Below are 22,289 nucleotides of genomic sequence, written 5' to 3' on the forward strand. Positions count from 1 at the left end.
ATCACACTATTAGAAGAAACCTAATTTATTTTTATCGTAAGAAATTAACATGTTCTTGGTTTGTCTGTAATGATCCATCATCATAAGATGATTTTCTCTACCAAAACCTGACTTTTTATATCCTCCAAATGGTGCATGAGCAGGATAGGCATGATAACAATTCACCCAAACACGTCCAGATTTAATCGCTCTAGGAATCTGATATAGTTGGTGCGCATCTCGTGTCCAAACACCAGCTCCAAGTCCATAAAGCGTATCGTTTGCAATCTCTAAAGCTTCAGCTTCGTCTTTAAATTTTGTAACACAAACCACAGGCCCAAAAATTTCTTCTTGAAAAACTCTCATCTTATTATGACCTTCTAAAATGGTTGGCTGAATATAAAACCCTTTAGACAAATCGCCTTCTGTATTGGCTTCTCCTCCGCATAAGACTTTAGCCCCTTCTTCTTTTCCGATCTTTAAATACGACTGAATTTTCTCATATTGATCGTTAGAAGCCTGTGCACCAACCTGTGTATTTACATCGTAAGGATCACCTTGAATAATCGCCTTTGTACGTTCTACAACGCGTTTCATAAACGCATCGTAAATATCTTCTTGAACCAAAATTCTTGAAGGACAGGTACAGACTTCACCTTTATTAAAGGCAAATAACACCGCACCTTCAATGGCCTTATCTAAAAATGCATCGTCGTGATCCATTACACTATTAAAAAATATGTTTGGCGACTTCCCTCCCAGTTCCATAGTTACCGGATTCAGATTTTTAGAAGCATATTGCATAATTAATTGTCCTGTAGTCGTTTCTCCTGTGAATGCCACTTTATCTACTTTAGAACTCGATGCTAAAGGTTTTCCTGCCTCAGGACCAAATCCGTGAATAATATTTATGACTCCCGGAGGAAACACATCTGCAATTTTCTCCATTAATATCGTTGCAGAAACAGGCGTTTGTTCAGCGGGTTTAAGCACCACGCAATTTCCGGTAGCTAAAGCCGGAGGTAATTTCCAAGACAACATTAATAAGGGAAAATTCCAAGGTATAATTTGTCCGATAACCCCAAGAGGTTCTTTAATGTTCATCGATAATGTATTAGCATCCAACTCTGTTGCACTACCTTCCTCTGCGCGAATACAAGCCGCAAAATAACGCCAATGATCTACTGCCAATGGAATATCTGCATTAAGAGTTTCTCGAATCGGTTTTCCATTATCACATGTTTCAATGGCTGCAAACTCTTCTAGGTTTGCTTCAATAATATCGGCAACTTTATTTAAGAGACTAGCACGTTCTGCAGCGGGTGTATTTCCCCAACTTTCTTTTGCAGCATTTGCCGCATCTAAAGCAAGCTCGACATCTTCTTTTTGCGATCTCGGAAACTTAGCAATAACACTTTGGTCTATTGGAGAAGTATTTTCAAAATAATCCCCGTTAACAGGTTTTACAAATTTACCGTTTATAAAATTTTCATATTGTGGCTTAAATTTTGGTTTTGAGTATCCCATTATTTTTATGTTTTTTTAGTTAAACAGTCTAATTACACAAAAACACTAATTGCTATATGTGTAAAATTTTAATCCTAAAAAATGATTATTATCATTTTATGTAAAGTTATTTTGTTAAAGTCTAAAACAATTGAACATATTTATTATATTTTAGTACTATCCTATTATTTCGAAAACGTACCTGTAAATAATCAGTATTATAAACTATGGATCATATTTTAAGACATCACAACACGCACAGAAAACTCACCACTTTAGTTGAAAACAGAACGACATACAATGCCAATTTCGCAGAGTTAAATATTTTTGAAACCCATGAATATGCAGAGCAGGTGAAATTAAAATTTGAGTTCCCTATAATTGTGAGCATGCTTACTGGAAAAAAAGTAATGCATCTTGAAGGTCTACCCGCCTTTGATTTTTATCCTGGAGAATCCGTGGTCATGCCATCTAATAAAGAAATGATTATTGATTTCCCATTGGCAACCATGCAAAACCCGACCAAATGTTTGGCGCTAGGTATAGATAGTTCTAAAATAAAAGAAGTGGTCGATAGGTTTAACCATAATGTGCAGATTGAAAACGACAACACGGCCTGGACTCTAGACTCTACAGCCAATCACTTAACAAACAACACCGAGGTTAGTCAGTTAATTAAACGCTTAATTTACACTTTCACCAATAATAACACGTCTAAAGATGTGCTATTAGATTTAATGATTCAGGAGCTCATCGTGCGTTTACTTCAAACCAAAGCGAAGTTTATTCTACTAAATAACACAGAGCATATGTTAGATGACAACCGTATAGGAATTGTAATAAAATTTATAAAAGACAATTTAACGAATAAGGATATTACCGTCGATCTTTTAGCAGAACAAGCCTGTATGAGTACGTCTCATTTTCACAAGAAATTTAAAAGCACATTAGGAATTTCTCCAATAGATTATATTAATTCTGAGAAAATTAAATTCTCGAAAAAACTGATTAAAAACAGTAAAGATTTTAGAATTTCTGATATCGCTTTTAAAACAGGTTTTAATAGTATCAGTTATTTTAACCGACAGTTTAAAAAAATGGAACTAATGACACCATTGCAATTTAAGAAATCTATTATGGCGTAAGTGCAGCTTCTTATATAATAAGGAATTAAGCCAACCATATTACGAATGAATTTATTTGAGGCAAAACTAAAATTCTTTCAGTTAATCTACGCTTTACAAAGAATGTACCTTAGTTCTTGAACCGAAAAAACAATTATTATGAACGTACAAGCATATCTTGCCTTTAACGGCAACTGCCAAGAAGCACTTAACTTTTACAGTAACATATTTAATGCTGAAATAAAAAATAAACAAACGTATAAAGATGCAAAGATTGACATTCCATCGTCTTACCATCAGAAATTTCAACATGCCGAATTAAAAGGTAAAGGGGTGCATTTTATGGCTTATGATGCTGCACCAGACACTCCTATAAATCACGGTAATCAAATACATATGAGTGTCGATTTATCTTCTGTAGAGGAAGCTAAAACTATTTTTGAGCAACTTTCCAAAAACGGAAAAGTACACCATGATTTTAGAGAAAGAGAATGGGGTCATTTTGGACGATGCACGGATGAATTTGGTATCAATTGGATGGTAAACTGTGACAAATAATTTTAATTAAACACTCAACATTATGCAAATTATATTTGAATATCACGATGTTTCGGCAAGCGAAGCATTAGAACAAACAACTACAGAAAAATTAGAAAAACTAGGATCAAAATATGGAGATGTTATCCGTGCCGATGTGTTTTTTAAAACAGAAAATACGACTTCGGACGAAACTGGTAAAATCTGTAACATCAGATTAAGCTTACCAGGACCGCGATTATTTGCTGAAGCAAGTCACGATAATTTTTCTGATTCTGTATCAGAATCTATAAACGATATAGAACGCCAATTACGTAAACGTAAAGAAAAAATGAGCACCTATTAATAACAACTAAAACCGACACAATATGAAACCATCAATTCTATTAGGAGCTGCATCTGCTATTATAAAAAGTAAGAGATTAAAGATTGTGTTTGTTGCGCTACAGTTAGGTTATCTGGCTCACAGATACTTGGAAGATAAACGCGAAAGCAAAGCAGAACTTACACAATAAGCACTCCTTAAAATATAAATTAATACTAATTTTAAAGGTTGTCTATAACTAATTTATAGACAACCTTTTCTAATTTCATAAGGGTTTACAAAAAAATATTGACACTAATACAACTTTAGAAACGCCCCATTCTAAGCTAAATTTTGTAATTTAGATTTTAATAAAAGAATGCTATTTGTGTAGTAAATCCTATAGAATTACGACACATATTTTAAATAAGAAAAATCATGACTGAATTAAAAAGTAAAAAAGCAATAATCACCGGAGGTGGTAGAGGACTAGGAAAAGCAACAGCTATAGCATTTGCTAAAGAAGGTATTGATGTGGCGATTACTGGAAGAACAGAAGCTGTTTTAAAAGAAACCGTTGCCCAATTGGAAGCGCTAGGCGTGAAAGCGACTTACGCTGTGTTCGATGTGAGTAATCACGACGAAGTAAAAACAGCTATAAAAACCCTTATAAACACACTTGGCGGTGTAGACATTCTAGTAAACAATGCCGGAATTGCTGCTTTTGGAACCTTTAATGATATGGAAGTTGACCAATGGACGCAAATTATACAGACCAACGTTATGGGAATGTATTACGTAACAAAAGAAGTTTTACCTCATTTAATCGAACAAAATGATGGTGAGATTATTAACGTATCCTCAACAGCTGGTTTAAGCGGAAATGCAACTACCTCAGCATATTCTGCATCTAAATTTGCAGTTATCGGAATGTCAGAATCTTTAATGAAAGAAGTGCGTAAAAATAACATTAGAGTATGTACACTAACTCCTAGCACAATTGCTTCAGACATGTCTATAGGTTTAGGTATCGCAACAAAAGACTCTGAAGACAGCGTCTTACAACCTGAAGATTTTGCAGAATTAATTCTTGCTGGATTAAAATTACCAAAAAGAGCGATGCTTAAAAGCGCGTCGTTATGGTCTACTAATCCATAATACATAAAGACATTACAATTAAAAAGCGAGCTATAAAATTATTTATAGCTCGCTTTTTTTTATGATGACATCGCGCTATTCGCAAAAAAAACAAAAAATAATCCGTTTTAAAAATTATTCATATAGTCTTAAAAAATTCACAAACGAGCATTTCTACACCTTCCATATTTTCATATTTGTTACCTTTACTAAGAGTAAAACACATGATGTACAAACCATAAAACAGCAAAACGAAACCCATCAGAAATTAAGAAAAAGCACACCATTTATTAAACATATAACACACGTTTCTGAAATAAAAATAAAATGGAAATCAAAAAAAAATTAGGACTCGCATTGTCAGGAGGAGGCTATAGAGGGGTCGCCCATATAGGTGTATTAAAGGCCATGGACGAATTAGGTATAAAACCTGACTACATTTCTGGCACAAGCGCAGGTGCAATTGTTGGATCTCTTTATGCAGCAGGACACCCTTGGCAAGATATTTTAGATTTCTTTATTAAGATTGATCTGTTTTCATTTCAAAATTTCACTTTGCGAAAAGCCGGTTTATTCGATGGTAATAAAATAGGAATACAACTCGGTTCTTTTTTTAAAGAAGATAGTTTCGAGAGCTTAGACATCCCGATGTTTATAGCCACCACAGACTTACTAGAAGGTAAAACCCGTTTTTTTTCTCAAGGAAAAATTATTCCACCTATAGTTGCTTCCTCTTCTGTTCCAGGGATGTTTACACCTATAGAATATAATGGCTATGTATTGTGTGATGGCGGAGTAACAGACAATTTCCCTATCGCTCCATTGCAAGTGTATTGTGATAAAATTATTGGTGTTTACCTCAACTCATTTTCTAAAATAACCAAAGAGAGTCTAAAAACAACAAAATCTGTTGTGAATCGATCATATAGCATTTCGGGGTTTCAGGATTGTGAAGCCAAATTTAAAGATTGCGATGTGCTTATTGCACCGCATGAAATTGGAAAATATGAAGCTTTTACAAAAACTCATATAAAAACAGTTTTCGAATTAGGCTATACCGAAGCAATAAAAGAATTAAGCAAGCTGGATTTTTCTTAGACCTTAATTTTAGCGCTATTATATAACAGGCATAAAAAAAGGCAGATGAAGAAACCTCCATCTACCTTAATTACAAACTAAACTAACTTTTATTTTTTAATAATGCGTTTGTTAACTGCAGTTTCATTTCCTGATAATCTAAAGATATACATCCCCGATTTTAAATTAGAAATATCAACCGTTTCTCCGTCTAACGGACGGTTAAAAATCACTTTCCCTACTTGATCATAAACCGTTAATGTATGGTAGGCTTTTGCCCCACGAATATTAACCCTGTTTGTTGTAGGGTTTGGATATAATGCTAACTCGGGTTCAGTAATACCCGCTATTTGGTCTTCTTGCAAAACAGTTCTTGCTGTCGAAGATTTCGCATATCCAAATACTCTAAGTTCATCTATACTTGCCCAATCTCCATCGTAACTATTTGCTCCCGTCACCGTCATTCTTACATATCTCGCATCTACATTCGAAAATGCATCTGCAATCGGATTAGAATTTGATCCTAACGTAGCATTATTAGACCTATCGACTACTTGCGTATAGTTATTACCATCGGTAGATACTTCAATAATATATTGATACGCACGGTCGTTATGACAAATGACTTCAGTACTATTAATAGTATGTAAACTTCCTAAATCTACAGTTGCCCATACAGGATAAGACTGTGCAGACCATCTAGAATCTTCATCTCCATCGACTAAATTAGACGCTGGGTTAGAGGATTGTTCAGTAGAAAAAGACACCGATTTCTCTAATGCTACGTTTGTAGATTCAGTATTTGGAGGAGTCGTTGTAGAATTACTCGTTAATGTCAATTCATTAAAATAAACCGTTGCTTCTCCGCTATCCTGTAAATACACACCATTTTTCCAATAACTTGGATACGTCCAATACGATACATTTGTATTTAGTTTTTCAGAACCATTAATTTCAACACTCATAACTCCTGAATCTAAAATAATATCGCAATCAAAATAACCACTAGGTGTTTCTCCAAGATCTATATGACTTGTATTTGTACCACCATCGTCAGTTTTTACCGCAGCCCATAAATGACCTTCACTTTGATATACTCTTAATAATGGTTTATTTGGACCACTACCTACATTGGCATCATCATGGATTTGCATAAACGTCAACTGCTCACAGGTTTGGTTTACAATATTTACATTGGCATGAAAGATTTGATCATCGTTTACATTCCAATTTTCTAGGAATCTTAATTCTGATCGCTGACGCGTACCTGCGTCATCTCTAGACTGATAAAAGGCTAATTTATTACCATCGGCCACATAAAATGTATTTGAAGCATACCCTGAAATAATTTCAGTATCAGTCGCTTCAGTACCACTTAAAGGCGATTGTAATTTACATTGCGCCAAATAATCTTGGAATTTAGAAATACTATAAGGTGTTGTCCCATTCGGTGTTCCGTTAACGGTTACGGCAACCGTATCTGTAAACGATCCATCGTCTGTAGTTACTGTAATCGTTGCCGATCCTTCAGAAATAGCTTCTACCAATCCGTTTGAATTTACTGTCGCTACCGAAGTATTGCTACTCGTATAACTCACATCTTGATTTGTAGCATCACTTGGACTAACAGTTGCAGAAAGTTGTTCTGTTTCACCGTCTTCTAAATTGATACTAGATGAATTCAATGCTACTGAAGTCACGTCCACTATCGCTGGTTCTCCCTCTCCAGCAAATACGCTTAACTCTAAAAGGCTTACCCAATTTCCTTCGTATGATGATGCTCCTGTTACGGTAATTTTCACAAACCTAGCATCTACACTATCAAATTCATCTGATATTGGACTTGAAATCGAACCTGAGGTCGCATTCGAACTTCTGTTTACAACTTCTGTATAGGTTCCGTTTTCTGTAGACGATACCGAAATGGTGTATTGATACGCACGATCGCTATAACAAACCAATGCTGTACTTCCTAAGGTAAAAGTTCCTCCTAAATCTATAGTTGCCGATTGCGGCATTCCTGAAACCGACCATCGTGTTTCGGTATTACCATCGACTAAATTAGCAACGGTATTATCGCCATCTGGAGTTCCTGTTCCTGAAATAGATTTATTTAATGCTAAATTATCTCCACTTGATGGCGCGACAACTTGTACAACAACCGTATCTGTAAAATCACCATCTGCAGTGGTTACGGTAATTATTGCATTTCCTTCTGAAACTGCTGTTAATTCTCCACTACTGCTCACCGAAACAATAGAAGAACTGCTACTATTATAACTTACATTTTTGTTAGTTGCATCCGACGGACTTACTGTTGCTGTTAATTGTTGCGCGCTTCCTAATGCTAAATCTATTGTACTAGACGAGAACGACACACTTGTAACAGCAATTGGATCTGTTGGCTCTCCACCTTCGCCATGACTTACAGAAAAATCGTAGACTAATACTTCGCCATAATTATCTGGATCGTCGGTATCATCCCCTTCTTTAACAGGGTTACTTTGCGTATAATTCCCGACTTTAAAATACGATTGATCGTAATTTAAATCCATTACATAATCATTACCATCGGCTTGCACTAAATATTGAGAAGCACTTCCATTATTATAAGCGCTTAACAAATTTCCGTCTTCAGCATAGTAACAATAATGCTTACCGTCAATAACTTTAAAGATCACTTCATGAATATCTCCTAAGGTATAATTTTCTGTAATCGTGACATTACTTCTTAATTCCCCACCGTTAAAGGATAAAAACAAGTGAGAATCTTCTAAACGCATCACCATAGAATCATCAATGCCATCAGCTTTATTTCCGTGGATTTGAGTCGCTACCAATTGCGATTTGTTAATTGGCAAATGTGTAATCGCTTGTTTTACATACAGCTCGTGTGTCCCTTCGGTAGTCCAATATATATCTTTAGAACCATCGGCTTCACGTTCCCTTAGTTCCGAACGAATGTTATCCGAATTAGGCGTGGTTCCATTATCACTTCTTATTGGAGCACGGAATACAATGGCATTTCCTGCTTCATTTACATAAAAGAACTCATTACCAGGTTCGTCACATATCGTTTTATCTTCTACTCCTGTAGGATACGTAATTTTCCATTGGTTACAATTGGCCATTAAATCTGAGGGCATACCTGCATTTCCTCCCGAATCTGCGCTTCCAGATTGCGTGATATTAATGCTTTGATTAGATACTCCAGAACCAGTAACTGTAATTGTTCCTGTTCTAGATGTTTCAGATGAATTTGTTGATGCTGTTACCGAAATACTTCCATTTCCATTACCAGAACTTGGAGATACAGAAATCCATGATTGATTTGCAGAAGCATTCCAATTGACACTAGAAGACACACTAATTGTTTTCGTTGATTCTTCTGAAGTAAACTCATCTACAGATGACACTGTTAAATAATCTCCTGAGGCTGAATTCCCTGAAGCATCTAAGAAATTAGCTCCTACAGAGACTCCAACCATACTGTTTGTATGAGGGTTACTAATTGAAGATCCTTTACCAGAAACTGCAGAACTACTTGCACTATAAATTTCTCCGCTTGCAGAAAATTCTGGATTAGCTTCTGTAAATCCATTATTAGAAATACCTAATGAAGCACCGTAATATACATTCCCATTATAAGTCATACTTTGCCCCGTACCTGAAATATCTCCACTTACAATATTGGTTAAGGTTGTATAAATTACATTATTGTTTAAAACTCCAGATGGATCATAACTAGAACGATCGTTATAAAAAATTGGAGAATCCACATTGTATAAGGTGTTATTTTCTACAACTATATCATCTACTTTTTGGTATCCATTTGTAATTCCTCCAGAGGTATCTGAACCTCCTACAAGGGTAATTCCGTTGTTCCATTTATCACCAGAACTTACCACATCTTGAATGTAATTATTGGTGATTACGTGGTAACTATCGGTGATACGGATTCCTCCTGTACCTTCAACATTTTCTCCTAAAAAGTAATTCCCATCTACAGTTGCACGAGCGCCATGTCTCATTACTAACGAACCTCTACATCTTCTAAAGGTGTTATTTCGGTAGGTGTTATCGGCACTTTTGTTTGTAATAATTTCATTTTCACCATCTGCTTTATAGAAATAGTTCCCCGATACAGTGACACTGGCACTTTTATCTTGAAATTCACTTGTCCCCACTCGAATGGTTTCACTATCTCCAGAATGCGTAGTCGAGGGATCTCTCTTAATAAAATTGAAGAAATAGTTATCTTTAATAACATGTCCGACAGGATTAAAATCGTTGTACTCTAATTCTACTAAAATTAGTGCTCCTGGGCTGTTTTTATTTAAAAACGAACAGTTTTCTACGGTGTTATTCGTCCCATAAAGCACAATCCAACGGTGCTTATCTGTCCCACTAGGTGTTAAATTATTAAACGCGCAATTACGAATGGTAGAATTATTTGCATACGCACTACTCTTTCTAAATTGAATGTGATTATTACTTCCTGCTCCTCCATTCCAGTAGAAGCCGTCAATAATAACAAAGTCACCAGAAATATCCATATTGGTTTGCCCAGTAAAAATAACACCACCAGGCGTTTCCGCTCTTAAAATAATAGGATTAGAAGATGAACCATTTGCTGTAAAATTGATTCTTTGATCGCTACTATATGTTCCATTTACCCAAGTCACAACATCTCCAGGAGAAAGACTTAAGTTATTAAATTCACTTGCAGAATTTACCGTGTAATCTGCTCCGTACGTCTGAAAGGCGCAAAGAAATACTATGACGCATAATGTGGTTTGGCACATGCGACTAAATAATTGTTGTCTCATTGTTTAATTAGCTATTTGTTAAAGAATTGGTCTGTTTAATCGAGGCCTCAATTAATTGGTTAACCAATTTTTACTTCTGCCAAAGTATACAAAATAAATCGGATGAACAACAGATTATCAGGTTTTTAGATAAAGTGTAATAAGTAAAATCTTACAATTAGATAAAAAATTCTGTGTTTTAAAACCTCCAGATAATGGCAAAAAACCGCGCTCTCACTCACATAATACTTATTCTAAAAACCTATTAAATCGATAGATAAATAGTTAAAAATTTAACATATTCTCTCACAACTTATTATAATTCAATATTTTGTATCTATACGCTCTAACGAGAATTCTGTGGTACAAAAATGCAGTTACCAGAAGTAAACCTAGTAACGGCATTCTTTTTCCAAAGGCACCACGCTAATCTCACTATCTTGAATCGTATTTATAAAAAGACTTGTTGGTATATTGTTTTGACGAGATTCGACATCGGAGATATATTTACCTTCAGGAGCAAAATTGAAAATATGTTCCTTGCCCTTTTCACCGATGGTATAACGTCTTAAGAGTCCGCTTTTAACATGAAAAAACTTGGCTTGTTCGTCACCAGAAAACGGAAGTATTTGTCCTTTTTTACATGGTTTCGATTTAGCATTTGGCTTATTTATAATACCTAAAAAGAGTTCTAATGCCCATTTTTATTTCATTTTATTTACTGACAATCTTAAATTTAACAACCTAATTATCAATACAAAGAGCTTAGTTTCCATGAATAAAATGATTAGATCAGACTAAATGAAGTAATAAACCCCATGAAAAGTTAAATCATCTTGCACAGATTCCATTACGAGTAAAATATATTATATCTTGCGAAAAAAAATGATAATTTATGGATTTCACTAACCCTTTAGTATATGGTGTTCCTTGTTTTTTAGGCTTTATTGTCTTGGAATTCTCGTATAGTAAAGTTTTTGACAAGGATAAAAAGGATTTATACAAGAAAAAGGATTTTATTTCTAGTCTTTCCCTTGGTGTAGGTTCTGCTGTTTTAGGTGCACTTATAAAGACGGTTTCCGTTATATTGATTTTTAATTTCGCTTACGACCTTTTTAATCCTGAAGTAAATGGGGTTCGCACCAATATAATGGGTTATAAATCGTTTGGTTATGCTTGGTATTTTTGGGCAATTTGTATGCTTTTAGACGACTACACATATTATTGGTTTCATAGACAGAACCATATGGTTCGTGTATTATGGGCCGCACATATCGTGCATCATTCTTCCGATAATTTTAATCTAGGTACCGCCGTAAGAAACGGATGGTTTACACTTTTTTACAAACCCTTCTTTTATGTGTGGATTGTAATTATTGGGTTTCCGCCAGAAATGCTAGTGGTTTGCTTAGGAATTGAATCGTTATGGCAATTTCAACTCCACACACAGTACGTAAAAAAATTAGGGATATTCGAGAAATTCCTAAATACACATACCATGCACCAAGTGCACCATGCTAGAAATTTAGAGTACATGGATAAAAATCACGGTGGATTTCTAAATGTATTCGACCGTATTTTCGGAACATGGAAAGAATTAGATGAAAATATTGAAATTGAATATGGTGTTTCTACACCTCCAGAATCTTATAACTTGTATGTGATTTTAATGCACGAGTATCAAAACATCTGGGCAGATATGAAGAAAAGTAAAAACTGGTACCATAAGTTTATGTATATGTTTGCACCTCCGGGTTGGAGTCATGACGGAAGCACATTAACCGTAAAACAAATGCGTAAACAGATCGCAGAAGAGGCTAAGAACAATGACTTAAACCCCGCTTAGTTTTTAGTCAAACATCGCACTAAATAAAAAAAGATATCTCTAATTATAGAGATATCTTTTTTTTATGCCCAAAGTGTAATAAGAGATTACATTTTAACTACGCTGTAATCTTAATAATGGTTCTCCCTTTTAATTGTCCTTTCAGCATTAATTCTATTTTTTCATCGACCTGCTCCAAAGTAATTTCGGTACAGGTATCTTCCAACTGACTGATTTTCCAATCGGATGCTAGATTGTTCCAAACCTCAGTTCTGTAGTTCATTGGATAATTCTGAGAATCAATTCCGATTAAAGTCACTCCTCGTAAAATAAACGGAAACACCGTTAAATCTAATTTTGGTGAAGCTACATTTCCGCAACTCGTAACGGCTCCCATAGGCTGAGTTGCTTTTATAATATTTTCTAAAATCACACCACCAACGGTATCAATTCCTCCTGCAAATAAGGGTTTTAGCAAAGGTTTTTTATCGAAGTTTTCAATATCATTCCGCAACAAAATTTCACTAGCACCTTGCGCTTTTAAAAAATCAGATTCAGATTCTTTTCCTGTTATTGCAACAACAGTATATCCTAATTTATTTAACATGGCAACACTTAAAGCGCCTACGCCTCCAGTAGCTCCAGAAACCACAACTTTACCATCTTCAGGTTTTACTAATTGTGTTAGTCTAAGCACAGACATTCCCGCTGTTAATCCAGCAGTTCCGTAAATCATAGCCTCCTTCATTGTTAAAGATTCTGGTAATTTCACAGCCCAATGTGCAGGAACGGTAATATATTCGGCGAAACCACCATCGGTATTCATTCCCAAATCGTAACTGGTTACGATTACGTGATCCCCAATTTGCCAAGTATCGCTAGAAGACGCTTCAATAATTCCTACGGCATCGATTCCTGGTGTATGCGGAAAATGTCTAGTGACACCTTTATTTCCTGATGCCGATAAAGCATCTTTATAATTAAGAGAACTGTAATTTACTTTTACACGTATTTCTTCTTCCTTTAAAGGGCTAAATGCCATCTCTTTAATTGAAGTTTTATAAGTACCATCGACCTCTTCTACTCGAAAAGCCTTGAATATTGAATTGTTTGCTTTCATCTTAATTCTGTTTAATTTTACTTACTTTTATACAAATTTCAGCATAATATTAGTAATAACCAACAACTTACAAAATGTTGGGTAACGAACATTTTATGCTAAATTGTACTGTGCAATAGGTTAGCAAAGAAAAAAAATGAAAAAAAGTTATTGTCCCATCGACACCTTTATAAATGTAGTAAAAGGCAAACGCAAAGGAACCATTATTTTACACCTTTTTCAAGGCAATAAACGATATGGAGAATTGGTGAAATTACTTCCAGATATTAGCGAGCGCATGACTACAAAACAGCTTAAAGAATTAGAAGCTGATGGTTTAATTATCAGAACGGTATTCCCTGAAGTTCCACCAAAAGTAGAATACAGTTTAACCGATTTAGGAAAAGAAATCCAGCCCTATCTTAAAGGTATGTACAGAGGTGGTATTCTTTTTGAAAAATCGCTCGAAAATTCTGAATTTTGATTTTTATATACTTTATTAAAATAGTATTTAGTTGTAACTATCTCTATTGATAAACAAATCTAATACACTAATAAACAACTGTAAAAAACCACTCTTTTTTCTCTTTCTTATAATAAAATTGACCACGAACTTTAAAGAAGAATTCAAGATTCTATCTCCGAAGTTGTCCATTGAATCGCTGTTCCTCTTGCAGATATCGCATTATTCTTATTTAAACACGTGTTACCAGAGAACATAGTATAGAAAAGAAAGTCTGTTAATAAAGCAGAAGAATGAGTCTGTCTTTCTATTTCAAGACATATTATAGTTTTAGGTATATCTAGACTTTAGATGGCACTCTATATATACACATTCTGTTTGCTCGTAATTAATTTAACGGCTCCTTTTAATATTTTCACTTTTAGTGTTTTAAATTCACCTATTACTTCGCCGTCTAATTGTAGTAATTGGGGCTCATTAAACTTAATTTTAGCTTTAGATGTGCTAATAACGCTATTATTCTGACTGTCCAAAAATGTCTCATCAAAACTAGATAGTCCAGCTTTGATTAATACATTAACATTGATTTTTTCAATTAAAACAATCTCGAACAAACCGTCCATTGGATTGCCTTCACTGTTTAAAGGCACACCGGTCCCATATTTTCTCGCATTGCACACCCCAAGCATAACGGCTTCCGAGTGAAATACTTTATCGTTGCATTCAATCTTCATTTTAAAAGGCGTGACATTACTTAAGGCTTCAATAAAATATTTAGCATACGTAGCCATACCCCGGTTTTCATCCTTTTCGTACCCATTTACAATTGTAGCGTTAATTCCGACATCTCCAATATGAATGGAATAGTGTTTTTTATTGACACGCACCAAATCTAAATCTCCAATTATATTAGACATAACAATGTCTCGAAATGCCTGGATTGGTTTTTCTGAAACTCCCAATTCTACAGCCATTCCATTAGCAGAACCTAAAGGAATAATCCCCATGGGAATATCCGTGTTCAATAAAGCGACAGCAGTAAACAAGGTTGTACCATCTCCCCCAACCGATATGACTTTATCAGGTTGAAATTCCTCTAACATGACTTTAATTTCCGCTTCGTCTGAGCGTCCTGTAGTTTTAAATATTTTATAATCTAAACCGTAATTATCACACATCGTCTTAGCCTCTTTTAGAAAAGGCTCTTTATCTACACCTCCAGAAATCGGATTTACTACAAATAATAATTTCATATTAATTCATGTTTTAATGTCTCTATTTCGTCTAAAATAGTTTCAGCATGCTCTGGTAAAAAATAGGATGCAGAAGTTCCTGTAGCCAACAACGTTTCCCACATATTTTGCTGTGTTTTATTAATCTCTTTTCCAGTTCGACGAATATATATTTTCAAAATAAGTTCCGGATATGCTTTGGCCAAAGTGGTATAAATTGCCATATCTTTCTGACTGTCGTCTCCAACCAAAATATAATGTTTACTTCTCGACTGTGTGATTAAAAACCGAATAGCATTCAACTTAAAATCTACTGGTTTTTGTCCTTTTACCAGCTGAGCGAAACTTAAATACGGTGTGAGTGTTAATACGCCCAAAGGCAACTTATTATGCTTTATAAATGTAGTTAAAAGTCCGAATAAATTACTCTCACTTTTAGACACATAAAATAATCTAGGATTCACATCTTCCCACGCCAGAAATATGTTTTTGGTAAACTCGATTACTGTTCGTCGCTCAGGCACAAGAAACAATAAGGTTTTAATACGTTGAAAAATATTTGCAGTATTAGACACTAAAATGGTGTCGTCTATATCTGAAATAATATCCAAAGTTCTCTGTTCTTCCTCAAAAATCACGGGATAATTCTGAACAATTTTTAAAACCTGGTCTGCATCTGAAAGTGTGATTTTTAAATCTAAACTATACGCCTTTTCAGAAATAACCTGAAACCGACCAAAGGCATCTGTTTTTGTAAGTATCGTACCTGAGTTTGTATGAATACAAATCTCTTGATTCGCAAAAACAGATGTAAAATATGAGCGAAGCACATTAATTGCATTTCGAAATGCTTTCCCTTTTTTATTTTGAATATCCTGATTTCCTTTTAAAACAACACCTTTATACCAGACTTTATCGGCTGAAAGTTTTAAAACTGATAATTCCCAAACTGTTGCTTTTTTACTATAAACCATAGGCATACTAAATTCTCCTAAAAGATATAAAACTCACGGCTAACCTAAAAAAAATACGGCATTAGAAATTCTAATTTTCCACACTTAAATACACGTAAAAAATCCTCATTATTTAAAATATTAAAAGCTTACTACAATACTTTATTTTAAATAGTAACGATATTTTTTATTACCCATCTATTATAATTAAATTGTCCCGCACAAAAATTGTATGATGATAGACATTTTATTAAAAAGTAAAACCATAATTAAAGCGGAAAGTGTTAGCGAAGTCCCTTCCGATTTAGATTTTTTCATCATGCATTTCCTCGATTATTCCCAATCTGATTTAAATTACCTGACGGAAAAATTTAATCTCGATTTTTCAATTATGAAAAATTACGAGGACATCGAAATTAGTTCTCACTTTCTGGAAGACGACAATCAAGCAGCCTTTCACTTTTCTATTCCGTATTATAACGCAGATAAAAAATTAATTGAAGAACCTTATTTTATAATTATTTGTGAAGATGGACTCTTTCTATTCTCATCGAGTAGCATGGATAAATATATTAATGATATCTATCCCAATAAGGCAGGTCTTTTACACAAAGCCACAGACATAAGAAGTCTTTTTAATTTTCAGTTTGCTTTTATTTCAGATTATTATGCCGACATCACAGAAAATCTGTCTCGCAAAATAAAGTTACTCGCTAACTCCATTCTAATAGAAAAGGATATTTCAAGTCATGAAATGGATATTATAACGCGATTTAATTTTAATAACCTTCTTATTAAGGAATTACTTATTGAAACTACTCGAGTATTTCGCTTATATATAAAGAGTAGTTGGGAACAAAAAATGGATATTCGCTCTGAGGTAAAAGACGAATTAAATGACTTAACAGTGGTCTCTGATTATATTCAGTTTAATTTTGATCGTTTAGATGATTTAAGAGAAAATGTTTCTAACAAAATTGACTTGGAGCAAAATCATATTTTTAAAACCCTTACTGTAGTTACGGTGTGTATTTCACTGCCTACATTTATTGCTGGAGTTTACGGAATGAATTTTAATAATATGCCCGAAACAAACAGCGCTTATGGTTATCCAATAATTCTGATTATTATGATTTTATCGGCGATGTTACCATTCTTGTATTTTAAAAAGAAAAAGTGGTTATAGATTTATTTTAAATTCATGATAAAAAAAGATATTGAACAGTTTTGCCCAGAGCACCAACACGATTGGCGAAATTGGTTAAAAGCACATCATAAAAACAAAGCCTCTGTTTGGCTTATTATTCATAAAGTAAATACGCCAAATCAGAATCTTACATGGAGTGAAGCTGTAGACCACGCACTTTGCTTTGGTTGGATTGACAGTGTGAAAAAATCTATTGACAGCGAAAGGTATATGCAGTTTTTCAGCAAAAGAAAACCCAATAGTATCTGGTCTAGAGTTAATAAAGATAAAGTTGACTCTTTAACCGAAAACGGATTGATGACGGATGCCGGACAAATCTGTATTGACATTGCTAAAGAAAATGGATCTTGGTCTTTTTTAGATCCTGTCGATACCCTTATAATTCCTGATGATTTAGAAGCGCAATTTGCAAATTTCGAAGGCTCGAAAACGTACTACGAGAGCCTAAGTAATTCGGTTAAGAAAAATGTATTATACTGGATTTTAAGTGCAAAAAGAGAAGATACACGTGCAAAACGCATTTTAGAGATTGCAGAAAGTACGAGTAAAAAAATAAGTCCAAGTCCGTTTCGTTAATCGGCATATTGAAAGATAGAAGACTTCTTTTTAACCGAGCGAATCATACATTAGTAAGCGCACAGAATTTAAAAGCATCAATTTTACACAAAAATATTATCGGTAGCGACTTTAGAAAGTGTAACCTCTTTTTTGTCGACTCTTATTTTCATACTTTCATCAAAAGGTTCAACATCTAAAACATCAATTTCAGTTCCTAAACTGATATTTTGCTTTGCTAAAAACTGCAAAAAAGAAGGCGAATTATCCTTAAAACCTTTACAAACACCTTGGTCTCCAACATTTAACTGACACAGTTTCTTTCTAGAGGTTTTAGGCAAATTACCATTAGCATCTGGAATAGGATCTCCGTGCGGATCGTAAGAGGGTCTTCCCAATAACTTATCCAATTCTTCCACCAATTTAGCAGATTTTATATGTTCTAACTGCTCTGCAACGTCGTGCACTTCATCCCAATTAAAATTAAGACGCTCGACCAAAAAGCATTCCCATAGCCTATGTTTTCTCACAATATTTAAGGCATGCGTCTTGCCTACTTCGGTTAAATGTACCCCATAATATTTTTGATAATCTACTAACTTCTTCTCAGAAAGCTTCTTAACCATTTCGGTAACCGATGCAGATTTTGTCTTTAATACTTCAGAAATACTACTTGTAGAAACGCCTCCATCTGCATCTTGTTGTAAGTGAAATATGGCCTTTAAATAATTCTCTTCGGATTGCGTGAACATAATTTTCAAATAAAATGCAAAGATACATTATATTCTTACAAAATAAAGTTTTAGTTTTGCCTAAACTTTTAATTAGTCAACCAAATAAATATATTTATATCTTATGAAACAAATATTTTACTTTCTATTTTTGATCGGTTTTGTCGTCTCGGCACAACAATCAAACACAACCATATCAGGAACTATAAGTTCTGAGGGCAAACCTATTCCGTTTGCCAGTATTTATGTAAAATCTGGGACTCAAGGTATCGATGCAGATGCTAATGGGGAATATTCTTTAACCGTACCAGAGGGAGATATTACGCTAATCGTGCAGTTTCAAGGGTATCGTACTCAGAATAAAAAAATAACTGTTAAATCTGGAGTGAATCAAACTATAGATTTTAATATAACCGAAGATGCTCTAGGTCTAGACCAAGTGGTTGTAAGTGCTACAAGAAATAGAATTAGTAAAAAAGAAGCGCCCGTTATTGTAAATGTCTTGAGTGGGAAATTATTTCGAGCCACACAATCTATTTCTTTAGCAGACGGATTAAATTATCAACCTGGAGTTCGCGTAGAAACAAACTGCCAAAATTGTGGTTTTACTCAGGTTCGTCTTAACGGACTTGAAGGTCAGTACACCCAAGTACTTGTAAATAGTCGTCCTGTTTTTAGTGCCCTTAATGGCGTTTACGGATTAGAACAAATACCCGTAAGTATTATAGATCGTGTAGAGGTTGTTCGCAGTGGAGGATCTGCCCTTTTTGGCTCTAACGCTATTGCAGGAACAGTGAATGTAATAACAAAAGAACCTGTAAATAACACTTGGGATGTGAGTTCGTATCTGGGATTTATTGATGGAAAAACACCAGACCGCAGTGTGAATATGAATGCCTCTATTGTTAACGAAGCACTAACCACCGGTATAACAGTATACGGTATGTACAGGAATAGAGATTCTTACGATGCCAATGCAGATGGTTTTAGTGAAATCACGAAACTTACCAACAGCTCTCTTGGCACGAAGGCATTTGTAAAGCCTAACGATAACAGCAGAATTGGAATAGATTTTACGGCTATTAAAGAATATAGACGTGGTGGAGACCGATTAGAACTGTCCCCTCAATTTACAGATGTTACAGAACAATTAGACCATAATACTATTTTTGCAGGACTTGATTACGAATTATTTAACGACGCACGAACAAATGCTTTAAGCACTTATATTTCTGTACAAAATACAGATCGAGATAGTTATTATGGTGGATTGGGCGGCGGACGTACGCATGCCGATTCTATTGCGGCCAATAATGCCTTTGGTACGACTAAAGATTTAGCTTTAGTTGCTGGAGCAAAATTTACCCATAACTTTAAGAATAACGACGTGCTTACCACAGGAGTAGAATATCAAATGAATGACACCAAAGATATTATTACGGGATACAATCGCTTGGTAGATCAGACCGTTAATAATTACGGCCTTTATGGTCAATACGAATGGAAACCAACCGAACGCTTTACAGCCCTGATTGGAGCAAGGTTAGATCATGTAGATGTTGATGGATATTATACAATACAAGATATAGAACGTTCTTCAGAAGTTAACGAGACGGTCTTGAGTCCGCGTTTAACGATCTTATATAATATTAATGAAGCCCTTCAATTTAGAGGAGGTTATGCCAGAGGTTTCCGTGCGCCACAAGCATTTAACGAAGACCTGCATATTGCATCTGTTGGTGGCGAGCAAAGTTTCGTTATCCTGTCCGATAATCTAGAGAGTGAATTCTCTAATGCCTATACAGCATCTTTAAATTTCACTAAAGATTTTAATAAAACGCAAACCAATTTTTTAGCTGAAGGGTTTTATACCACATTACAAAATCCGTTTACCATAGTAAGCACAGGAACACCTTTACCCAATGGTTCTATTTTAGAGGAATCACGAAATGGAGCGGGCGCTTACGTAGCTGGAACTAATATAGAATTAAGTGTTTCTCCTAGTCCGTCGTTATTTTTTCAGGCTGGAATAACATTTCAGAAATCCATATATAAAGAAGACCAAGTGCTTTTTGAAGCTGACGGCAGTTTCCCAGGAGAGGAAGATGTTATTTTAGATGAATTCGCACGCTCCCCAAATGTTTATGGCTTTGTAAATACGAATTGGGAGATTATCGAAGATTTAAGACTTGACGTTACCGGTAGTTATACAGGATCTATGGTTGTGCCTCATATTATAAGTGATTCTGGATTTATGGAGCTTGTAGATACGGATGCCTTTTTTGATATGACCACAAAATTAACGTATCACTTTGATCCTATTGAAGCTTTCCATGTGGAAATTAGTGGCGGAGTACAGAATATATTTAATAGTTACCAAGATGATTTTGATTCTGGTGCAGGACGTGATTCTACATACATTTATGGTCCAAACCGACCAAGAACAGTCTTTGTTGGACTAAAATTTGGTGATTTTTAAAAGACATTTACAATGCTAAAATCTTTCATTTTAATTTGTGTTTTTCTCGGAGGATATTCCAATGCAATCTCTCAAAGTACCGACGAGATTCATTGGATAACCTTTCCTGAATTAGAAGTTGCACTAACCGAAAATCCTAAGCCTGTTTTCATCTTTTTTCATGCCAAATGGTGTGCTTATTGCAAAAAGATAGAACGCAAAGTATTTACTAAAACAGATGTTATTAAGACGTTGAACGATGCATACTACGCTCTAAAAATGGATGTAGAAACCCAAGATTCTATTGTATTCGATAATGTTGTATTTACAAATACGCAATCACTTACACAGCGAAATGGAATACATGAAATCCCCTTATCTCTAGGTTCTAGAGCGGGATTTCCTTTTTCACTTCCTGCTACTGTTCTTTTAAACAAAGATTTTACTGTAAAAAACAGAGTGTTTGAATATTATACATCTAGCGAATTACTCGAACTTTTAAAGCTTCCCTAGATTGCAAGTCGTATCCAATAGCTAATTAGATGCTTATATAAGGTACAAGCAGACTAACCAATAGCTAGTTCAATTAGCGATTAAAACTTAAAATATATGTATGTTTAATTAATGGTGTATAACATTTCGACAGCACCACTCTTATACGTTTTTGTAGATTCTAAATTCAAATTGGTTGTATTAGGTAAGGCTTCGAATAGATTAATTCCTGTAGTTAAAATAATAGGCATAACGTATACTTGAATTTCGTCAATTAAGCCTGCATTTAAAAGCAATGTATTTATTTGTCCGCCACCAATAAGCCAAATATCTTTACCGTCCTTTAATTTTAAATCTCTCATAAAATCTACAGGATTTTCTGAAACAAACATGGCATTTCTATCGTCTCGTTTCGTTTCGTCCCTTGTAAAGACATAATTTCTTTTACTTAGATAAGGAAATTCGATATCCCAACTTAAAATTTGTTTATATGTAGAATGCCCCTGAACTGTAGTATCGATAGATTCATAAAAACTTGAATATCCGTAATCAGATTCATCTGGATTTGGGATAGATTCTAGCCAATCTACACCACCATCGGCAGCAGCAATTTTCCCATTTAAACTCATGGCGATGTACAATTTTACTTTTTTCATATAAAGAATTTGGAACTGGTTAATATAAATATAACACAAACAACTTTAGTTCTGATAATCAATCAAACTGATTGTAAATAGTTCTATTTAACACGGATATAAAGGTCTTAAATTTTAAGTTAAAATCAAATATCTTAAAACTAAAA

General features: G+C 34.6%; 19 protein-coding genes. 12 read left to right on the forward strand and 7 right to left on the reverse strand.

Features of this window, described 5'->3' with window-relative positions:
* Positions 1-9 precede the first annotated feature (9 nt).
* Positions 10-1,506 carry an aldehyde dehydrogenase family protein gene (locus ACFFVB_RS17665; protein ID WP_382384550.1) on the reverse strand — a complete coding sequence of 499 codons (1,497 nt, stop codon included), beginning with the start codon at positions 1,504-1,506 and terminating at the stop codon, positions 10-12.
* Between the two features lie 206 nt (positions 1,507-1,712).
* Between ACFFVB_RS17665 and ACFFVB_RS17670 the strand changes: the two genes are divergently transcribed.
* The 6 genes from ACFFVB_RS17670 (at position 1,713) to ACFFVB_RS17695 (ending at position 5,685) form a co-directional block, all read left to right on the forward strand.
* The gene (locus tag ACFFVB_RS17670) at positions 1,713-2,630 is read left to right on the forward strand and encodes an AraC family transcriptional regulator (protein ID WP_382384551.1); all 918 of its coding nucleotides are present in this window, start codon (positions 1,713-1,715) and stop codon (positions 2,628-2,630) included.
* 138 nt (positions 2,631-2,768) lie between these two features.
* A complete protein-coding gene (locus ACFFVB_RS17675; RefSeq protein WP_382384552.1) occupies positions 2,769-3,167 on the forward strand; it encodes a VOC family protein in 399 nt (132 codons plus the stop codon).
* A 22-nt stretch (positions 3,168-3,189) separates the two neighbouring features.
* Positions 3,190-3,492 (forward strand): ribosome hibernation-promoting factor, HPF/YfiA family, encoded by a 303-nt coding sequence (hpf, locus tag ACFFVB_RS17680; RefSeq protein ID WP_382384553.1) that lies wholly within the window; start codon positions 3,190-3,192, stop codon positions 3,490-3,492.
* Between the two features lie 22 nt (positions 3,493-3,514).
* Entirely contained in the window at positions 3,515-3,661 is a 147-nt protein-coding gene (locus ACFFVB_RS17685) for a hypothetical protein (RefSeq protein ID WP_382384554.1), read from the forward strand.
* A 227-nt stretch (positions 3,662-3,888) separates the two neighbouring features.
* Entirely contained in the window at positions 3,889-4,608 is a 720-nt protein-coding gene (locus ACFFVB_RS17690; RefSeq protein ID WP_382384555.1) for a 3-ketoacyl-ACP reductase, read from the forward strand.
* Between the two features lie 306 nt (positions 4,609-4,914).
* A complete protein-coding gene (locus ACFFVB_RS17695; protein WP_382384556.1) occupies positions 4,915-5,685 on the forward strand; it encodes a patatin-like phospholipase family protein in 771 nt (256 codons plus the stop codon).
* Positions 5,686-5,774: 89 nt separating this feature from the next.
* Here ACFFVB_RS17695 and ACFFVB_RS17700 read toward each other — a convergent pair whose 3' ends face one another.
* Positions 5,775-10,493 (reverse strand): chondroitinase-B domain-containing protein, encoded by a 4,719-nt coding sequence (locus tag ACFFVB_RS17700; RefSeq protein WP_382384557.1) that lies wholly within the window; start codon positions 10,491-10,493, stop codon positions 5,775-5,777.
* Between the two features lie 874 nt (positions 10,494-11,367).
* Here ACFFVB_RS17700 and ACFFVB_RS17710 point away from each other — a divergent pair.
* Positions 11,368-12,318: a sterol desaturase family protein gene (locus ACFFVB_RS17710; protein WP_382384558.1), complete on the forward strand. Its 951-nt coding sequence runs from the start codon at positions 11,368-11,370 to the stop codon at positions 12,316-12,318.
* 97 nt (positions 12,319-12,415) lie between these two features.
* On the opposite strand, the gene ACFFVB_RS17715 is transcribed toward ACFFVB_RS17710, so the two are convergent.
* The gene (locus ACFFVB_RS17715) at positions 12,416-13,417 is read right to left on the reverse strand and encodes a YhdH/YhfP family quinone oxidoreductase (protein WP_382384559.1); all 1,002 of its coding nucleotides are present in this window, start codon (positions 13,415-13,417) and stop codon (positions 12,416-12,418) included.
* Positions 13,418-13,553: 136 nt separating this feature from the next.
* Here ACFFVB_RS17715 and ACFFVB_RS17720 point away from each other — a divergent pair, with 136 nt between their 5' ends.
* Positions 13,554-13,880 (forward strand): winged helix-turn-helix transcriptional regulator, encoded by a 327-nt coding sequence (locus ACFFVB_RS17720; RefSeq protein WP_382384560.1) that lies wholly within the window; start codon positions 13,554-13,556, stop codon positions 13,878-13,880.
* A gap of 338 nt (positions 13,881-14,218) precedes the next feature.
* Here ACFFVB_RS17720 and ACFFVB_RS17725 read toward each other — a convergent pair whose 3' ends face one another.
* Together ACFFVB_RS17725 and ACFFVB_RS17730 are read right to left on the reverse strand one after the other, a co-directional pair.
* Positions 14,219-15,112: a diacylglycerol/lipid kinase family protein gene (locus ACFFVB_RS17725; protein ID WP_382384561.1), complete on the reverse strand. Its 894-nt coding sequence runs from the start codon at positions 15,110-15,112 to the stop codon at positions 14,219-14,221.
* Positions 15,109-16,065: a phosphatidate phosphatase App1 family protein gene (locus tag ACFFVB_RS17730; RefSeq protein ID WP_382384562.1), complete on the reverse strand. Its 957-nt coding sequence runs from the start codon at positions 16,063-16,065 to the stop codon at positions 15,109-15,111. Before ACFFVB_RS17730 ends, ACFFVB_RS17725 begins: the two co-directional genes overlap by 4 nt.
* A 211-nt stretch (positions 16,066-16,276) precedes the next feature.
* On the opposite strand from ACFFVB_RS17730, the gene ACFFVB_RS17735 reads away from it, so the two are divergent.
* Together ACFFVB_RS17735 and ACFFVB_RS17740 are read left to right on the forward strand one after the other, a co-directional pair.
* A complete protein-coding gene (locus ACFFVB_RS17735) occupies positions 16,277-17,230 on the forward strand; it encodes a CorA family divalent cation transporter (RefSeq protein ID WP_382384563.1) in 954 nt (317 codons plus the stop codon).
* A 15-nt stretch (positions 17,231-17,245) separates the two neighbouring features.
* The gene (locus tag ACFFVB_RS17740; RefSeq protein WP_382384564.1) at positions 17,246-17,827 is read left to right on the forward strand and encodes a YdeI/OmpD-associated family protein; all 582 of its coding nucleotides are present in this window, start codon (positions 17,246-17,248) and stop codon (positions 17,825-17,827) included.
* An 83-nt stretch (positions 17,828-17,910) separates the two neighbouring features.
* Here ACFFVB_RS17740 and ACFFVB_RS17745 read toward each other — a convergent pair whose 3' ends face one another.
* Entirely contained in the window at positions 17,911-18,558 is a 648-nt protein-coding gene (locus tag ACFFVB_RS17745) for a metal-dependent transcriptional regulator (protein ID WP_382384565.1), read from the reverse strand.
* A gap of 103 nt (positions 18,559-18,661) precedes the next feature.
* Between ACFFVB_RS17745 and ACFFVB_RS17750 the strand changes: the two genes are divergently transcribed.
* Both ACFFVB_RS17750 and ACFFVB_RS17755 read left to right on the forward strand, forming a co-directional pair.
* Positions 18,662-21,016, forward strand: coding sequence for a TonB-dependent receptor (locus tag ACFFVB_RS17750; protein ID WP_382384566.1), 2,355 nt, complete (start codon positions 18,662-18,664; stop codon positions 21,014-21,016).
* Positions 21,017-21,028: 12 nt separating this feature from the next.
* The gene (locus ACFFVB_RS17755) at positions 21,029-21,508 is read left to right on the forward strand and encodes a thioredoxin family protein (protein ID WP_382384567.1); all 480 of its coding nucleotides are present in this window, start codon (positions 21,029-21,031) and stop codon (positions 21,506-21,508) included.
* Positions 21,509-21,612: 104 nt separating this feature from the next.
* On the opposite strand, the gene ACFFVB_RS17760 is transcribed toward ACFFVB_RS17755, so the two are convergent.
* Complete coding sequence (locus ACFFVB_RS17760) at positions 21,613-22,143, reverse strand: dihydrofolate reductase family protein (RefSeq protein WP_382384568.1); 531 nt, start codon at positions 22,141-22,143, stop codon at positions 21,613-21,615.
* Between the last annotated feature and the right edge of the window lie 146 nt (positions 22,144-22,289).

Origin of the sequence: Formosa undariae (genome assembly GCF_042427615.1) — a bacterium.
Lineage (GTDB): Bacteria > Bacteroidota > Bacteroidia > Flavobacteriales > Flavobacteriaceae > Formosa > Formosa undariae.